18 protein-coding genes are annotated in these 16,456 nt (G+C 42.4%); 14 read left to right on the top strand and 4 right to left on the bottom strand.

The window, feature by feature from the left end:
• Positions 1-290: 290 nt before the first annotated feature.
• Together O9139_RS27410 and O9139_RS27405 are read left to right on the top strand one after the other, a co-directional pair.
• Entirely contained in the window at positions 291-521 is a 231-nt protein-coding gene (locus O9139_RS27410) for a hypothetical protein (RefSeq protein ID WP_270884934.1), read from the top strand.
• 193 nt (positions 522-714) lie between these two features.
• Positions 715-1,542 (top strand): DUF4097 family beta strand repeat-containing protein, encoded by an 828-nt coding sequence (locus tag O9139_RS27405; protein ID WP_270884933.1) that lies wholly within the window; start codon positions 715-717, stop codon positions 1,540-1,542.
• 85 nt (positions 1,543-1,627) lie between these two features.
• On the opposite strand, the gene O9139_RS27400 is transcribed toward O9139_RS27405, so the two are convergent.
• Entirely contained in the window at positions 1,628-1,909 is a 282-nt protein-coding gene (locus O9139_RS27400; protein ID WP_270884932.1) for a hypothetical protein, read from the bottom strand.
• 495 nt (positions 1,910-2,404) lie between these two features.
• Here O9139_RS27400 and O9139_RS27395 point away from each other — a divergent pair, with 495 nt between their 5' ends.
• The 4 genes from O9139_RS27395 to O9139_RS27380 all read left to right on the top strand — a co-directional run bounded on the left by O9139_RS27395 (position 2,405) and on the right by O9139_RS27380 (position 4,900).
• Complete coding sequence (locus O9139_RS27395) at positions 2,405-2,788, top strand: DoxX family protein (RefSeq protein ID WP_270885016.1); 384 nt, start codon at positions 2,405-2,407, stop codon at positions 2,786-2,788.
• Between the two features lie 44 nt (positions 2,789-2,832).
• Positions 2,833-3,627 (top strand): pirin family protein, encoded by a 795-nt coding sequence (locus O9139_RS27390; RefSeq protein WP_270884931.1) that lies wholly within the window; start codon positions 2,833-2,835, stop codon positions 3,625-3,627.
• Positions 3,624-4,238, top strand: coding sequence for an NAD(P)H:quinone oxidoreductase (gene wrbA / locus O9139_RS27385; RefSeq protein ID WP_270884930.1), 615 nt, complete (start codon positions 3,624-3,626; stop codon positions 4,236-4,238). Before O9139_RS27390 ends, wrbA begins: the two co-directional genes overlap by 4 nt.
• Before the next feature lie 221 nt (positions 4,239-4,459).
• On the top strand, positions 4,460-4,900 hold the full coding sequence (locus O9139_RS27380; protein ID WP_270884929.1) for a MarR family winged helix-turn-helix transcriptional regulator: 441 nt from the start codon (positions 4,460-4,462) through the stop codon (positions 4,898-4,900).
• 78 nt (positions 4,901-4,978) lie between these two features.
• On the opposite strand, the gene cls is transcribed toward O9139_RS27380, so the two are convergent.
• Positions 4,979-6,403, bottom strand: coding sequence for a cardiolipin synthase (cls, locus tag O9139_RS27375; RefSeq protein ID WP_270884928.1), 1,425 nt, complete (start codon positions 6,401-6,403; stop codon positions 4,979-4,981).
• Between the two features lie 203 nt (positions 6,404-6,606).
• Between cls and O9139_RS27370 the strand changes: the two genes are divergently transcribed.
• Complete coding sequence (locus O9139_RS27370) at positions 6,607-7,359, top strand: MgtC/SapB family protein (protein ID WP_408638373.1); 753 nt, start codon at positions 6,607-6,609, stop codon at positions 7,357-7,359.
• A gap of 82 nt (positions 7,360-7,441) precedes the next feature.
• On the opposite strand, the gene O9139_RS27365 is transcribed toward O9139_RS27370, so the two are convergent.
• Entirely contained in the window at positions 7,442-8,119 is a 678-nt protein-coding gene (locus O9139_RS27365; protein ID WP_270884926.1) for a GntR family transcriptional regulator, read from the bottom strand.
• A gap of 205 nt (positions 8,120-8,324) precedes the next feature.
• On the opposite strand from O9139_RS27365, the gene O9139_RS27360 reads away from it, so the two are divergent.
• From O9139_RS27360 to O9139_RS27330, 7 genes are all read left to right on the top strand, one after another.
• Positions 8,325-9,308 (top strand): SLAC1 anion channel family protein, encoded by a 984-nt coding sequence (locus tag O9139_RS27360; RefSeq protein ID WP_270884925.1) that lies wholly within the window; start codon positions 8,325-8,327, stop codon positions 9,306-9,308.
• Between the two features lie 275 nt (positions 9,309-9,583).
• Positions 9,584-10,213 (top strand): hypothetical protein, encoded by a 630-nt coding sequence (locus O9139_RS27355; protein ID WP_270884924.1) that lies wholly within the window; start codon positions 9,584-9,586, stop codon positions 10,211-10,213.
• 169 nt (positions 10,214-10,382) lie between these two features.
• The gene (locus tag O9139_RS27350) at positions 10,383-11,369 is read left to right on the top strand and encodes an SLAC1 anion channel family protein (protein WP_270884923.1); all 987 of its coding nucleotides are present in this window, start codon (positions 10,383-10,385) and stop codon (positions 11,367-11,369) included.
• 16 nt (positions 11,370-11,385) lie between these two features.
• On the top strand, positions 11,386-12,201 hold the full coding sequence (locus tag O9139_RS27345; protein ID WP_270884922.1) for an MOSC domain-containing protein: 816 nt from the start codon (positions 11,386-11,388) through the stop codon (positions 12,199-12,201).
• A gap of 24 nt (positions 12,202-12,225) precedes the next feature.
• Complete coding sequence (locus O9139_RS27340) at positions 12,226-13,119, top strand: EamA family transporter (RefSeq protein ID WP_270884921.1); 894 nt, start codon at positions 12,226-12,228, stop codon at positions 13,117-13,119.
• 3 nt (positions 13,120-13,122) lie between these two features.
• A complete protein-coding gene (locus tag O9139_RS27335) occupies positions 13,123-14,049 on the top strand; it encodes a LysR family transcriptional regulator (RefSeq protein ID WP_270884920.1) in 927 nt (308 codons plus the stop codon).
• A gap of 81 nt (positions 14,050-14,130) precedes the next feature.
• A complete protein-coding gene (locus O9139_RS27330; protein ID WP_270884919.1) occupies positions 14,131-15,225 on the top strand; it encodes a GerAB/ArcD/ProY family transporter in 1,095 nt (364 codons plus the stop codon).
• A gap of 9 nt (positions 15,226-15,234) precedes the next feature.
• On the opposite strand, the gene O9139_RS27325 is transcribed toward O9139_RS27330, so the two are convergent.
• Positions 15,235-16,455 (bottom strand): Ger(x)C family spore germination protein, encoded by a 1,221-nt coding sequence (locus O9139_RS27325; protein WP_270884918.1) that lies wholly within the window; start codon positions 16,453-16,455, stop codon positions 15,235-15,237.
• Between the last annotated feature and the right edge of the window lies 1 nt (position 16,456).

Below are 16,456 nucleotides of genomic sequence, written 5' to 3'. Positions count from 1 at the left end.
TAACACTAAAAAAAGAGGTAAACTACTGGACCAAAGTCTAGTTTAATGGTTAACCAATCAATTAAACATTATTTTAAATGTCCTATTTCATATTAAAGGAAACAAAACAACTTCAAACCTAAAGTGAATGGATTTAAGCCTATATTAGTAGAAAAAAAGTACGAATATGCGTAGGTTGACAAAACAATTAGAGCAGTATAGTATGTATGTCGGGTTAACTAGTCAACCATATATTAAGACAAAGGTTTCAATACTCATAAAAATTTCTTTTAGAAAAAGGGGGATATAACATGATGAAGATAATGAAGAAAAAGAAAAACATTTGGGCTGCCAGCTTAGGACTTGCACTTCTGATTGTATTCGCCAGCGGTTGCAGTATAGAGTCAGATGGAACGGGAAAATCAAACGTCAAGGAGCTGCATGGTCAAGTAGATCTAGATGTAGGTCAGCTGAAAAAAGACTGGGACAAGCTCAACCAGCCTGTCGGTGAAATTCATGTGGATAAGGCGCCTGTGAAGTAACATCCACTGTCTGACGCTTCTCTTTCATGGGAAGTATGCCCTGCACCTTTTGTTTTTATAATTAGATTGAAATAACCAAAGGATGTTTTATATCTATTGCAATCATAGACCCTTCTACCGGATTCATAACGATTAAGAAAGTCGGACATATGGATTTTTATTTTTTAAAGAAACACAAGGAGTACTCATAAATATGATCAATGTAAAGAAGACAATAGCATTCGCAGGTCTTGGATTAGGGCTAATAACCGTTTTTGCCAGTGGCTGCGGTGTGATCACGCAAGCAAAAGAGGTTCATAAAAAGCTCACCTTCGACGGAAAAAGCATTCAAACGCTCAATATTAAGGTAGATAGGGGAGATATAGAACTTGAACATTCCAACGATGATCAAATCACTTTGACACTAACTGGACGAGCTGTTAAAGATCCGGAGAGTGTTCTGAATACATCCCTTGACGGCTCGACCTTAAATGTACAAGTGAAAGATGAGGGCATAATAGGGGTCAATTTGGTCAATTCTGATTATAAACTCAAACTTAAAGTTCCGAAAAAAGTGTTTGAGCAGGTTCAAACAACAAATTTGCTGGGAGACACAACACTTACGGACTTTGAATCTAAAAATCTTGATCTGACTGCGAAAAACGGCTTGATAAGCATTCACGATTACAAAGGCGAAACGTATCACATTAAAAATACGTTAGGAAAGATAGAGATGATGAATGTAACAGGTCGAGGGGACATTGATCAGTCGAATGGCACAGTCAATATCGACTTAGCTGAATTTAAGCAGGATCTTACCGTGAATTCAACTTTAGGTGCTGTCAGTGTTAGGCTTCCATCTGATTCCATCTTCCGTTTGGAATCTCAAACGATGCCAAATCGAGATGAGATCAAACTCCCACTAGTCTTCTCGCAGAAAGAGGGGGAGCGACAAACTGGTACGTCGATGAAGGCGGACGATCGTTCGCCGCTCTTGAAAGTAAAGGCTTCGAATGGAAAGTTTGTGCTTGAGGGTAAGTAGAAGCAGAATATAATAAGCCTGCAACGAATTGCAGGCTTATTTCTGTTTTGATTTTTTATCGACAGCTTTGGAGTATCAAGATTAGTTAAGGTCCGAAAAGCAAAGTTCCTAAAGTCATATAGACAATCAGAAGCAAGAACATGATGACATTAAATATGATGCCGTTTTTCGCTTGCTTGTTGGCCTCACTGCCGGAATATCCTATAGCTCCTAGAATAATGCCGATCGGGGCGAGAAAGACCGGCAGTAAAACAGGCAAACCCTGCAAGGTGCTGCTTCTATACAAGAAAAAGCTGATGAACAAAAGAAATTGTAGCACTGCAAGCCAAAGTGAAACGATTCCCAAGATTTTGCGGATATTGATCATTAATCACACCTCATTTAAGATAAATTCCGTTTTGTGGATGAACGGCAATTATAAGATAAAACATGAGGCTTATTTCTAGTAGTACTAAGTTTGCATAGTACCTAGTCTCATCTATCATCATCATAGAAACAACAATATTGATCATGTCCCCTTTTTTTTGTAAGGTCAAAGAGGACTTCAAAATTGTTAAAGGAGGGTGAAAAATGAGGAGATCGGTTGGCAATTTCTAATTGATATATTACTTCGCAGCTCAAGATCTACCAAACGATGCAAGCTATCTTCAATATTATAGTGTTTACGCTCCGAAAGCAGATGTATTAATAAGAAATAATTGGTAATAAAACACGAGATTTCACACCTAACAATTGTCTCTCCAAATAGTATTGACACTTTGCCTTTTAAATTATATTTCTAACTGAAGATATTTTAATTGAAAATATTTTTTTGATAAATATCTTTAGGTGGAGATAAATAAATTGGAGGTAAGGAGAAATGATGATGGAGTGGGGGCTATTCATTATTCGAGTCATTGTTGGATTGACTTTTATCGGACATGGCGTTCAAAAATGGTTCGGTTGGTTTGGCGGGTATGGATTGAAGGGAACAGGTGGCTGGCTAGATTCCATCGGGTTAAAACCTGGTGCCGCCATGGCTTTCCTGATTGGTCTGGTAGAGATCTTTGGCGGATTGTTGTTTGGCATCGGATTATGGCTGCCTTTAGGCGCCGCACTGATCGTACTTACCATGCTTGGCGCAATAATCATGGTACATGGTAGGAACGGTTGGATGAAAGCGAATGGTTACGAATACAATCTAGTTCTTATCGCGATTGCAGTTGGTGTAGCACTTATTGGTCCTGGTTCTATTGCGCTTAAATAATAAAAGACTTATTCGGATATGACAAAGGTTAGGGGGAAATCAATATGAACATTAAAGTTTTCGGAGCACATGAACAAGGATTTGGCATGTTTGACGGCGGGAAAATCGTTGAGCAGAAACCGATCGCTTTTCCCCACGAGGATACTGCAGTGAGTAGAGTTGGTCCATTGTTTTACTGGGCATGGGGGTTCTCTAATGGCGGAGGGCTGTTACCGTTTCATCCGCACCAGGCATTTGAAATTATGTCCTACATGATTGAAGGCAATGTGACGCACAAAGATACGTTGGGCACAGAAAGCACCGTTGGTGCAGGCGGCGCGCAAGTTATGCAAACCGGAACAGGGATGTATCATGAAGAGTCGTCTTTTGGAGATCATATAGAGGGGTTCCAAATCTGGTTCGAGCCTAACTTGCAGGAATCAGTTAAAATGCAGCCTACTTATCGGCAGTTTGAACATCATGATTTTCCGCTTTCTCAAATAGAAGGCAGTGAGGTTAAAACAATTATTGGTGATGATTCCCCAGTGACGCTTATTACTGATGCGAAGATGTGGGATATCAAGCAGGAGCAGAACAGCTCTTATCGCCGAATATTGCCTGCTGGGTATAGCTGGGCTCTGCTGGTTATTCGCGGCAACGGACAATTAACGGCCCTGTCTAGCGATCAGGTAACGACGCTTTTGCACAAAGATTTTGCTGTTATTGAATCGGACGTGGATACAGAGCTGATTTTTAAAGCACAGGCCGAAAGCACTCGGATCATTATCATCGAAGTACCAACAGAAACACCATATCGTCTCTATCCCAAAAAACATACACAATGGAGGAATTCAAAATGAGTAAAGTAAAAGTTGCAGTTATTTATTACAGTGTCACAGGTACCAACTATCAAATGGCTAGAGCCGCTGAAGAAGCTGCTGCTGCAGCCGGAGCAGAAGTTAGACTTGTCCGTGCTCAAGAATTAGCCCCGGCCGATGTTGTTGCTGCCAATCCTGCTTGGAAGGCCCATTCAGAAGAAACGGCATCGGTACCAGTCGCTTCATTAGAAGATTTAGAATGGGCAGATGCAGTCATTTTCAGCACGCCAACCCGTTATGGGAATATGGCAGCTCCATTAAAACAATTCTTGGATACAACCGGCGGCCTGTGGTTCCATGGGAAGCTTGCTAACAAAGTAGTTTCCGCTATGACGAGTGCTGCAAATGCACATGGAGGACAAGAAGCAACCCTATTGTCTCTTTATACGATGATGTATCACTGGGGAGCCATTGTTGTTGCACCTGGATATACAGATCCGGTCATCTTCCAGGCTGGAGGCAACCCTTATGGAGCCAGCGCAACAGTTAATCAACAGCATGAGTTTGATAAAATCGTGTTGGAGGCAGCTAAGCATCAGGCTAAACGCGTTGTTACAGTGGCTTCATGGGTCAAGAACGGCCAAAACAACTAAATGGTTTCACAATTACTATATGTAAGGAGCTGCCAAGGCAGCTCCTTTTTGATTCGAGTAGAGAGAGAGGGTCTAGTGAAATCATTGACAGAATAAATAATGTCAATTATATTTTTAAATGGAGATTTTCTAGGTGGAAATTAACTGGAGATACAAATAAAGACGTATACGCAGACCGATTGTTTAGGACAATGTAGATGTTTAGAGGGAGTGACACCAACATGAATATCACGGAAGAGCAAAGTCAATCGTTGAAATTGTTTGTCGTCTTATCCAAAGCTTACAGGGAGCTGCTGGAGTCTACGGAGGCTGAAATTAAGAATCGTGACTTGTCCGGAACTGAATTTGCCATATTGGAACTTCTCTATCATAAAGGGAAAATTCCTCTTCAGCAAATCGGGAGCAAGATTCTAATCAGCAGTGCGAATATAACCTACAATGTAGATAAGCTGGAGAAGAAGGGGTACCTGAAAAGGGAACTTTCAACGGAAGACCGTCGAGTCACCTACGCTGTGATTACAGAGGCAGGAACTGAAGTGATGGAGGATGTTTTCCCTAAGCATGCGCAAGCAATGTATGACGCTACAAGTGGACTATCGGTGGAAGAGAAAACAACGGCCATTGAATTGCTGAAAAAATTAGGTATTTCGGCAAGAGTTTAATATAGTGGAATTAAAGATACCCCGTTAGGCAGTCCGAAGGCTATGGCCATTGTGAACTGTTTTGACGGGGTGTTTGTTTTAAAGCAGGGATGATACCATGCGGGCAATAATTTCCTTGCCTTTTTGAAGCAAGGGACGATTGCAGAACTCAGCCATACGAATTTCTTTGCTGTTCGTAAGGTCTTCCTGGAAATCTCGAATAAGCCGATTAATCGTCTTTTCATCAAAAATAGCTGCATTGAGTTCAAAGTTATCAAATAAACTGCGCATGTCCATATTGGCTGTACCTACAGAAGCGAGCGTACGATCGATGATCACAATTTTGGCATGGATAAATCCCTTCAAATATGTAAAAAATCGAACTCCCGCCAGCATGAGTTCTTCCATGTAAGAGTAGGCTGCCCATTTGACCAGTAAATGATCTTCAATTTCAGGAATGATGATTTTCACTTCAACTCCGCTTAACGCTGCTGTTTTCAATGCGATTAAGAGGCTGCGGTCGGGTATAAAGTATGGAGAGATGATCGATATGCTATGGTGAGATGCGTTGAACGCACTGAAATAAAATTCATGAATCGCGTCACTATCTGTATCGGGGCCGCTTGCTATGAGTTGAATCTTTGCTTGTCCCACGCAGCCATGCGGTGGATATAACTGCCGTGTAGCAATCTGATCGCCATTAACAGATTGCCAATCGTTCAAAAAGGTGTGCTGCAGAAAAAAGACTGCATCTCCACGAATTCTCATGTGTGTATCCCGCCAAAAGCCAAACTTCGAGCTTCGCCCCAAATACTCATCTCCGATATTAATTCCTCCGAGAAATCCTGTTAAGCCGTCGATCACAATGATTTTACGATGGTTACGGTAATTTACTTGCTTGCGTAACAGAGATTTTCGCAAAGGCGAAAAAATTTGAACATGGACACCAGCCTGTTTGAGTTCGTCTAGATAGCCGAATTTGAGTTCATGACTGCCTAAACCGTCTACCATTAAACGGACTTCAATGCCTTGTTTCGCTTTCTTCATAAGAACTTGTTGAATTTGTCTGCCGATCTGGTCATTGCGAATAATGAAATATTCCATATGAATATGGTGTTCAGCTTGATCTAAAGCATGAATAATTGCCTCAAAGGTCTCTTCTCCATTGTTATAGACTAAAATCTCATTGCACTCTGTGAGGGGCGCTTCCGGGATGCTTTGCATGTATCCAAGAAGTCTGTTTTGTCTGGTGGAATGACGGCCCTGGAAATGATTCCAGCGCGAAACTTGGATATGTTCCGTAAGCTGGCTGGAGAGGATAGGCGTTTTTGCATATCTTCGGCTGAGCGGAGGGGACATTCGGTAATCTTTGGCCATAATAAAATAAAGCAAAAATCCTACTAACGGAAATAAATATGTAATCGTTAGCCAAGCCATTGTTTTTGTAGGATTCCGAAACCCCAGAAACAACACGAGCCCGATTTGCAAAATATATAGATACGTAGCCCCAATGAACCAAATCATGTAGTAAACTCCTTTAATGAATTAGATGTCCGGACTGGGTGCGGAATACACTCACTCATTATCGCAGGATAGAGGGATTAATCAATATCGTTGTATCTATGAAAACGATAGAGACAACGATATTGATCCCTTTTATTCGTGAAGGTAATATGAAAAAACTTGGATAGGGAGGCTTAAGCATGGATATTTGGCATCTATCGAATATGGAGCTTTTCCTTCGTATAGTACTAGCTGTAATATGCGGGGGGATAATAGGTTTTGAAAGGGAGTGGAGTCATCAATCGGCCGGACTCCGAACGCATATCTTGGTCAGCTTGGGATCTGCCACCATCATGTTACTTTCCATTTATGGATTTACAGGTTTTGTTGAAGAAGCACATCTGAATATTGACCCAGCTCGTCTGGCAGCTCAGGTTATTAGCGGTATAGGCTTCCTAGGGGCAGGGGCGATCATTCGCAATGGCTTAACAATTCGCGGACTAACGACAGCCGCATCGATTTGGACTGTAGCCGCTATCGGTTTAAGTATCGGGGCAGGATTTTATCGCCTAGCATTAGGAGCGACACTCGGTGTGCTTATTGTGTTATTTGCTCTCTACAAAGGAGAACAGCTATTTTTTTCCAAAGTTAGAACACACAATCTAAATATTCAAACAACAGGTGTTGGATTTCCAAGTCCGATCATTCAAACACTTCAGCTTCATCACATTCAAGTGAGTGGCGTGCATTTCAAACAAATGAATAAGGTGCAAAATGAGACTTTTTTTGAATGGCAGATTCGAGTGATAAGTAAGCATCAGGACCCACTTATACAAGCGATTACGAAAATCACATCACTCAATGAAGTGAAAATGCTATGTACGGAGAAAGGAGAACCCTTTATCCGGAGTACGAGGGAGGGGTTCAAACCAAATCATCAGGTTGATGCGGCCGTGAAACCCTCTGTACTGGAATAATCTGCTGTGAAACGCAAGGTTAACACAAGGAGCTGGTTTAATCATTTCTTCAAAATGACCTGTTTCATTGTAGTAAGAGACATTATGGTTGTATGAGCCGAAGTAACAGTGAGACATCGTTAGGGTCGCCAACGGTGATTATCGTTTTGCCTGCGGCGCCTTGTAGATTTCTGACGCGGTCGCTGCGTTCTGTGGTCGTTACGATTACATCAGCTTGCCTAATGGAGGCTAGCAGCTCCGATTCTGGAGCATCGATATCGATGCTAAGAATTTCTGCGGATGTATGTTTGACAATTTCATTTAAATAGAAGTAGCACGATTGGACTTTACACTCAATGAACAAATAAGTCGGATGTGTTTTAACGGATTTACCGTACAACTGTAAATAAGCAAAGCCTGCGAGAAGCAGGTTTTCCGGATGATAGCTGGCTTCACTGGACCGAGTCATCATTTCTTGGACGAAAGGATAGTAAGGGTTATTCCGCTTAAATTCCTCAATGTTCGCCTCATCAGCAATTCGAGTACCGCGGCCTTTTTGCATAATCAACAACCCATCATCCTTCAATTGTGAGTATACCCACTGTATCGTGTTTCTATTTATCGCGAGGTGGTCGGCTAACTGGTTCGTGGAAGGCAGGTCATCACCGGGCGAGAGCACCTCATTACTAATGAGTAATTTGATCTGTTCTTTAATTTGAATATTAATCGGTAAAGGTGATTGTTGATCGATGTTTATTAAGGACTCTATTTTTGCGTTCATTGTGCTTTCACCAACCTTATTGATTAACTAGTTATTTGGTCATATTAAGTTTAAACAATATGTGCGGATGTTGCAAGTAATTCACCGTTACAACATCGCTTGTGAAGGTATTGACAAAAAGCGAGTTCAGTATTAGTATAAATATCAGGTTAACCAAACAACCAGTTAATTAAACAACAAATAAAAAAGAAAGTGGTGACCAACCATGCAAACCATGACTGCCGTACCGAAACAAAGAAGTATTGGTTCGATTCAGTTTCTACCAGTCAATTTATTCGGGTCGGTTATGGGTATTTCAGGTTTGTCCTTAGCTTGGAGACAAGCGAGCAAGCTGTTTGGAACTTCCCCTCTCATCGCGGACATCATTGGTATTGTAGCTGTTCTGATGTTTATCGCGTTAAGCATAGGCTATATATCCAAATGGGCTCTGTACCCACAGAAAGTAGCTGGAGAATTTACGCATCCGATTGCTGGGAATTTCTTCGGTACCATCACAATTGCTATTCTCTTACTGTCTTCAGTCTTGGGTAATTATAGTCAAGGCTTAGGGCAAGTTGTTTGGATGATTGGAATGGTTACGACCTTAGCGCTTAGTTTTATCATCGTTTCACGCTTGTTGAAGGGTAATGTGGAGCCGGGCAATGCTGTTCCAGCTTGGTTGATTCCTGGGGTTGCCACGATTGATATCGCGGTGGCTGGTGGTACGATGCCATTTCCGTGGGCACATGAAATCAACTTAATGTCGTTGGCAATTGGTGGAGTTGTCGCTTTGGTTTTCTTCACGATTATTCTATCCCGATTGATTCATCAATCTCCACTGCCTGCAGGATTAATGCCATCCATGATCATTATGATTGCACCTTTTGAAGTGGGTTTCTTGGGATATACGAACTTTATGCAACGAATTGACCAATTTGCTTCAGTCTTATTCTACTTCGGTTTGTTCTTGTTCGTTGTCTTATTTTTTAAAGTATTCAAAAAAACAGTACCATTCGGCGCTTCATGGTGGGCAGTAAGCTTTCCAATGGCTGCGCTCAGCAATGCGGCTTTGAAATATGCGATGTTCGTACATTCTTGGCTATTAATTGCCATCGCCGCGATCATCCTGGCGTTGTTAACGATTGTACTTGTCGTTCTCTTTATTCGCACATTGAACATTCTCTTTAACGGAAATTTGCTTAAAGGATAAGTCCTTAAAGGAGGGGCGCACTTAACCATGCGCCTTCTCACAACTATACATGCTGAGTTTGAATTCCATCATAACGAATCCCTTTTCGATGGCCGAAAAGGGATTTTTCGTAAGCGAGCGTATGACAGTTATCTATGATCACAAGGATGGATCAAGTGGATGCTTCGTCGAAGTCTTTGCAAGATTTGGCAGGTGAACTCAAGAAGATGACTAGTCAATTTCATCTCTAAAGTTATATCCTCTTAAGACAAAACAACATATCAGAAGGAGTGAACGTGGATGACGCATTGGAAAAGGGGCAGCATTCGAAGGCTGTGACATCAGCAAACCATGAGGACATCAAGACGATCTATGAGAGTTATGATGCGATCAAGCTCCAAAACAAAATGATTCAAGCTCAAATAAGTGTATTGCATCACATTGCTTTAGGGGAGCCACTGAGTCAAATTGTATATGAAATTATGCAACAGTACGATTTACTCTTTGATGATCAAGTATTCGGTTCCATTTATCTGATTCGTGAGAATGGCGAATGGGAGACTTGTCGTCCTAGAGAATTACCATTTAGCTCATTTAAGCATCAATTTCTAGACCACGAAGTGCTATCTTTATATCCTTTTGAAAAAGAAACTAATTTCATAGAACCGGCACTAATGACTGAAATCCCATCTAAACGCACTTTTACAAAAGAGTTTAATGACGTTCTAAAAGCATGCGGGATTCGTTCTTGCTGGCTATTTCCGTTACTTGCTCCAAGCCGTAAGCTACTTGGCCTGCATATGTTTTATGCAAAAGCTCCACTTGTGCCTTCACTTGAACTACAAAAGACAGTAGAAGCAATTGTGAAGCTTAATGTGCTGGCTATTGAAATCGAAAACAGCCATAATCATAGGAATTCTGTGTAATGGAAAAAAAGGATGAAATAGGATAGGAATGTGTTTTCTAAAATGCGAGCGTGAAGAAAAGCATCATACGGTGAAATTCACACATGAATTGTCTATCTGTCAGTGACAAATAATAACTACCGCTACTGACAAGATTTCAACAACAATTCAAGGTGAAAGTGGTGAGCTTATGGAATTGACAGCAGCGCAACCTGACCAAGCGGGCAAAATCGGATCCATTCAATACCTGCCGGTGAATTTATTCGGCTCGGTTATGGGGATTTCTGGTCTTTCATTGGCTTGGCGGCTTTCCCATCAGCTTTTTCACACCTCGCCTGTCATCGCAGACCTTATTGGTGCTATCGCGATTCTCGTGTTTGTTCTACTTACGATCGGATACTTGGTGAAATGGGCAAGATACCCTCAAAAAGTTTCGGCAGAGTTTACGCACCCAATCTCAGGAAATTTCTTCGGGACGATTACGATTGCGATTTTGCTGTTATCCTCAGTACTGAGTCATTATCAGCAGGCGCTTGGCGAAATTGTGTGGGTGATCGGGATGGTTCTTACCCTGGCATTAAGTTATATCATTATTTCCCGCTTGTTGAAAGGCAAGCTGGATCCTGCTCATGCCGTGCCGGCATGGTTGATTCCCGGCGTGGCAACAATTGATATCGCCGTTGCTGGTGGAACGATGCCTTTTGCCTGGGCTCACGAGGTCAATTTATTGAGTCTTGGGATCGGGGGCTTTGTAGCGCTCATTTTCTTCACCCTGATTATCAATCGTTTGATTCATCATGATGCCCTCCCGATGGGACTGATGCCCTCCATGATCATCATGATTGCTCCGTTCGAGGTGGGGTTTCTCGGCTATACGAATTTCATGCAGCGGATCGATAATTTTGCTGCAATCCTTTATTATTTCGGTCTGTTCCTGTTTATTGTACTTGCATTTAAAGTATTTAAAAGAACGATCAAATTCGGTGCTTCCTGGTGGGCGGTCAGTTTCCCTATGGCAGCCCTCAGTAATGCTGCCTTGAAATATGCCATTCACGTCAATGGGTGGCCGTTAAAAGCTATCGCGGCAATCATATTGCTGCTTTTAACGATCGTGGTGGTGGTTCTTTTTGTACGAACATTAATTATTCTGTTCAGCGGGAAGCTGTTACAGGGATGAAAAAAGGGGGGAAAGCATGAGCTCAGCAGCCAACATTGTATCCATCTGGAGATACCCCGTGAAATCGATGATGGGGGAAGAACTGAATGCTTGCTATATGACAGATAAGGGCGTTTATGGAGATCGGGCTTATGCGCTAGTCGACACGACAACAGGTAAGCTTGTCAATGCCAAGAACCCGCTCAAATGGCCACGGATGTTTGAATACCATGCTTCATATTTCGAGCCGCCTGAGCCGGGGCAGCCACTGCCCCAGGTTAGGGTTACATTTCCGGATGGCACACACGGCTTAAGCAATGAAGGACATCTGAACCAGATGTTGTCTGATAACTTTGGCAAGCCGCTGCAAATCATCAAGGCGTCTGAAATGTTCGATCAGGATATCCAATTCGAAGGATACATTCCAGATATCGATGTGCTCACGAATAAGAATACGGTGTTTACCCGAACAGCGCCTGCAGGTACTTTTTTTGATATTGCTATGGTTCATATCATGACCACGGCGACATTAAACCGGCTGCGCCGACTAATTCCGGAAAGCAGATTGGAAGTTCGCCGTTTCCGCCCTAATCTTGTGATTGATGTTCCGGGTGAGGCATTTGCAGAAAATGATTGGGTAGGAAGAGAGCTTCGCTTGGGCGAAGAGGTTCGCTTGCGTATCATACAGCCGACGAAGCGCTGCGTGATGACTACATTGGCGCAAGGAGATCTGCCCAAAGATTTGGAGGTACTCAAAACAGCCGTTCAACACAATCAAGGCTGTGTCGGTGTTTACGCCAATGTAATTCAATCGGGTACACTGCGTCGTGGTGATAAACTGACTTTTGTATAATTAAGGAAATTTAGGGAGGTTAAGATGTTGCATTCAAAATGGATTCATATACTTCTTATGCTCTTAGCAGCATCTTTCCTGGGATTTACTGCACCCCTTGTCGATTACTTATACGCCAAGGGCTTCACTATCATGGATTTAACCAATGCACAATATGGTTTTGGTGTCGTCATACTCTGGATAATCCTTTTACCGGTCATCCGAAAAACCCGCTTTCCGAGGGGGAAGGATTGGGTATTTTTAGTTGGAACAGGTGCCACTTCTGCTTGGGCGATTTTTTTCTATTTTAAATCCATTACGATGCTGCCAGTTTCTTTGAGTATCGTTTTACTGTTTCAGGTCACCTGGATTGTAACCTTATTAGATATCATTGTGAAAAGGGTCCTACCATCGGTACAGAAGTGGATCGGCATAGCGTTCATTCTTGCAGGAACGGTATTAGCTGTTGGTCTGTTTCAATCCAAACTACCGGATCTGTCGTGGATCGCAATCGGCTATGGTTTGCTTGCCGCGGTTTGTTTTGGCATCAGTCTGTACTTACCTGAGTATATGACAGATCAATCTTCACCGTTGGCACGTGCCGCACTGACGCTCACTATTGGTGCAATTGCGCTATTTCCGATGTACCCTCCGACATACTTAGCTTCCGGTGTGCTGTTACACGGATTATTCGGATGGGGAATCGTCACCGGATTAATAGGACAAGTTCTGCCGATCTTATTCATGCTGGTTTCGATACCGAAAATTGGCGGCCGGATGGCTGGGGTGCTAAGTGCTATTGAATTACCAGTCACAGTGGTGAGCGCCTACTTTTTATTGGGTGAATCCGTCTCCTGGTTCCGGTGGTTAGGCGTGCTGTTAATCTTGATCGGCATCTGTTTCAGCGAAATAACGAAGCCGGCATCTCGAGGTGAATGATCTATGGAACTAAGACAACTGGAATATTTTATGACGATTTGTGCTGAGCTCCATTTTACACGTGCAGCAGAAAAGTTGGGGATCACACAGCCGACGTTAAGTCATCAAATCAAAGCGCTGGAGAATGAGTTGGGTGTCCTGCTTTTTGATCGAATCGGTAAGAAGACGAAGATTACGGAAGCTGGAAAGATCTTATACCAGCAATCCAATAAAGCTTTATGTTCATTGGCGAATGCACGTGAGCAATTACAGGAATTGCAAAAGGTCGAACGTGGATCGTTATCCATCGGTGCATTGCCTGGTGAACTCAATGATCTTGTATCATCCTTATTAATCGAATATCACCGCAATTATCCAAATATCAAGATTAAGTTGATTGCCAATGAAGATGTTGTTGAACAAGTCTTACACAATGAATTAGATTTTGCTGTCTCTATTCTTCCTGTGGAACATGAACAATTAACAGTGAAAGAGCTTTATAAAGAAACTTTTTTCTTCGTAACGACTGCTGACCATCCTTTGGCAGGTCATCTCTACATTGACTTCAAAGAGGTGCTAAAGACCCCCATTGTCATGTTTCCCGAAACACACCGGTGCCGACAGCTGCTTGATGCAACCTGCTTAACAGCCGGTTTGGAATTGAATCCGTTTATTGAAACGACAACGATCGACTCCTTGTTCGGCTTAGTGAGGGCGGGCATCGGGGCAACGATTCTGTCGAAAACATTGCTCGAAATGTACCCATATGAAGACTTGATTACAATTCCGATCCAAGCCCCGAAGCTATGCCGTGAAGTTGGGATCGTTTATCATAGAGATAAATATATGGGGAAGGCTGCCAGTGGATTTATCGATCTGGTCTTTTCCCACATTAAGTCGATTAAGAAGGATGAACCTGCAGTTTACTGTGAGCAGAAAATACAAGCTTGATGGAAACATCAGGCTTTTTTGTTATATTTGGAAGCGAATTCGTCAATAATGGGGCAGATAACAATAAGGGGTGTCTGTCTTGTGAGGCCTGTTAAAACACAATTATCTGCTACTCAAATATTTTGGATCATGACGACAATGGCCGTTGGCGTTGCCTTGTTGTTAACGATCGGCCAGTCCATCGGCATCGCCAACAAGAATGCTTGGATTTCCGTCATCATTTGCGGTTTTCTCTGTGTTTATGCGGTATTCGCCGCTTCAAAATTAAGTCAACTTTATCCCAATTATTCTTTTGTCGAATACACCCAAGTGATTCTAGGCAAATGGCTAGGTAGATTGGTGGTCTTGATTTATTTTGTGCAGTGGTACTCCGTGACTGGTGTTATCATGCGCGAATTGACAAACCGCATGAATTTAATTATGCCTCGTACACCGTCTTGGGTTATTATTGCAGGTATATTAGCGGTTGTAGTCTATGCGGTAAGCCAGGGGATCGAGGTGATCGGGAGGTGTGCCGAGTTTATCGGGCCGCTTATCATCTTCATAGTTATTTTAACGCTGCTGCTAAGCGTGAATAACTGGCGTTCCGAATATATAATGCCTGTTTTTAAAGATCTGCCGCTCAATCCTATAATCCATGGGGCATTACCGCCAGCAGCGATCATAGGGCAGAATGTAATCCTCATCATGTTGTTTAAATTTACCAGCAATCCTCGAGCTGCAACTAAAGCTGCAGTGGCAGGCACAGCTTTGGCAAGTCTAATGGTGACAATTACGGTAGTCATGGTAATCACAACCTTCGGATCATCCATGTCAGCCAAGATGTGGTATCCCTATTTTGAACTTGTGAGGGTGATTTCGGTTGCCGACTTTATTCAAAATGTGGATGTCATTTTCGTCGTCGTCTGGCTGGCCAGTGTATTCATTCGAATTTCCGTCATTTTTTTTGCGGCCAGTTATGGGATGGGGCAATTCCTCAAGTTGAAGAACTGGAAGCATATTCTTTGGGTTAATGTTCCGATTGTATTCATTATCGCTCAATTACCAAGAAGTATTATGGAATCAGACTATTTTTACCCCAAATATTTCTCTGAATTTTTTACGTTACCGATTCTGATCATCGGAATCCCGACAATGCTCTGGATCATTGGAGCTATTCGGGCGAAAGTGCGATAACATCACATGCTATCGATTTATACTCTCCGAGGTCATACCGGAGAGCCGTATTTCCGATCTCACATCGATGGTTACTTTTGCTTTCGCAAAATGTTCGCCATAGGACGGGGCAATCGTTTTCCACTTCGCGGGACTAGATTGATAAAATTCATCGGCAAAGTGTAAAACATCGCTTCCCCATCGTTGCACTTTTATAAGTGACGCTAGCATTTGTTCTTTAATTGCTTTGTTGAGTTCCTGTTCCAGTTTTTCTCGATTTTCACGATCAAACATACTTATTTCCTGACAATTATTTTCCGATACTGTCGCATTAGTTTTTACTGCAACTTTCATTTGTAAATGTTCTTGATCGATGACAGGTTTCAGATCAAGTGAAGTTTGATGCAATAGGAAAACCATATATTTCTGTTCTGTTGAAGGGCATGAAATTCGGATCGGATAGCCTTTGTGTTCGTTAAGATACCACAGCACACCCAGCGTCTCCTCATCGTTCAAGTAGCCTATAAATTTATAATTCTTGAAAACGGAAAAACCACTGAGTCGCAGCTGCTCCCTTCCTTCGGAGGCTTGTTTAGTTGGGTTTTGGAAGGCGTTCCCTGTTTTTTTTAGTTTTTGTGTCCCAAGCTGATCGGTATTTACAATGTCAATCTTTAACGCGAGAGCCGCAGAAGATAGGCCCTCCAGCCTGCTCATCGTATCTTTTCTTTGCATTTTGTTGGAAAAAGGATGGAACCGTTCGTAGATCATTTCTTTTAGGCCAATAGCTGCATATTTTTGGATATCGCATTGAGTCTGCAGCACTTCCTTGGCTGTTTTAGGGGTTACGATAAGCCAGGCGTTTCTGCGGAATTGGGGGCTCCGGTCCAAGAAATCCATAAAGTCTAAAATGTCGGTCTGGGCAAGTTTCTCTCCCATTACGATTACGTTATTATGCGCAAAAAACATTTTTCTCGGAGATTCTTTGGTGAAATTTTCAACAGCCTCTGAAATCGTTTTTCCTTGGGCAAGTGTGGTCACAAATGGTTTGGATTGAGCAGATTCTTGCATGTTTTTTTGTGAGGCTGGGCTCACCACTTGTGCTGTAATGAGATAAGGTTCTGGATCGTTAATAAGATCAATGCCCAGTCCTGTTACGATAGCAAGCTTATCCACTTCTTGCCTATCCCAGCAACCGGATGTGGTCACTAGCAAGATACCTGCCAGGCATAAGCGCAGTAATGCTCTAAACATA

Origin of the sequence: Paenibacillus aestuarii (assembly GCF_027789125.1) — a bacterium.
Lineage (GTDB): Bacteria > Bacillota > Bacilli > Paenibacillales > NBRC-103111 > Paenibacillus_E > Paenibacillus_E aestuarii.
This window is presented reverse-complemented; position numbering and strand designations above follow the sequence as displayed.

Coding starts and splice junctions, on each gene's coding strand:
- O9139_RS27410 (WP_270884934.1), top strand. CDS start 291: ATGATGAAGATAATGAAGAAAAAGAAAAACATTTGGGCTGCCAGCTTA.
- O9139_RS27405 (WP_270884933.1), top strand. CDS start 715: ATGATCAATGTAAAGAAGACAATAGCATTCGCAGGTCTTGGATTAGGG.
- O9139_RS27400 (WP_270884932.1), bottom strand. CDS start 1,909: ATGATCAATATCCGCAAAATCTTGGGAATCGTTTCACTTTGGCTTGCA.
- O9139_RS27395 (WP_270885016.1), top strand. CDS start 2,405: ATGATGGAGTGGGGGCTATTCATTATTCGAGTCATTGTTGGATTGACT.
- O9139_RS27390 (WP_270884931.1), top strand. CDS start 2,833: ATGAACATTAAAGTTTTCGGAGCACATGAACAAGGATTTGGCATGTTT.
- wrbA (WP_270884930.1), top strand. CDS start 3,624: ATGAGTAAAGTAAAAGTTGCAGTTATTTATTACAGTGTCACAGGTACC.
- O9139_RS27380 (WP_270884929.1), top strand. CDS start 4,460: ATGAATATCACGGAAGAGCAAAGTCAATCGTTGAAATTGTTTGTCGTC.
- cls (WP_270884928.1), bottom strand. CDS start 6,403: ATGATTTGGTTCATTGGGGCTACGTATCTATATATTTTGCAAATCGGG.
- O9139_RS27370 (WP_408638373.1), top strand. CDS start 6,607: ATGGAGCTTTTCCTTCGTATAGTACTAGCTGTAATATGCGGGGGGATA.
- O9139_RS27365 (WP_270884926.1), bottom strand. CDS start 8,119: ATGAACGCAAAAATAGAGTCCTTAATAAACATCGATCAACAATCACCT.
- O9139_RS27360 (WP_270884925.1), top strand. CDS start 8,325: ATGCAAACCATGACTGCCGTACCGAAACAAAGAAGTATTGGTTCGATT.
- O9139_RS27350 (WP_270884923.1), top strand. CDS start 10,383: ATGGAATTGACAGCAGCGCAACCTGACCAAGCGGGCAAAATCGGATCC.
- O9139_RS27345 (WP_270884922.1), top strand. CDS start 11,386: ATGAGCTCAGCAGCCAACATTGTATCCATCTGGAGATACCCCGTGAAA.
- O9139_RS27340 (WP_270884921.1), top strand. CDS start 12,226: ATGTTGCATTCAAAATGGATTCATATACTTCTTATGCTCTTAGCAGCA.
- O9139_RS27335 (WP_270884920.1), top strand. CDS start 13,123: ATGGAACTAAGACAACTGGAATATTTTATGACGATTTGTGCTGAGCTC.
- O9139_RS27325 (WP_270884918.1), bottom strand. CDS start 16,455: ATGTTTAGAGCATTACTGCGCTTATGCCTGGCAGGTATCTTGCTAGTG.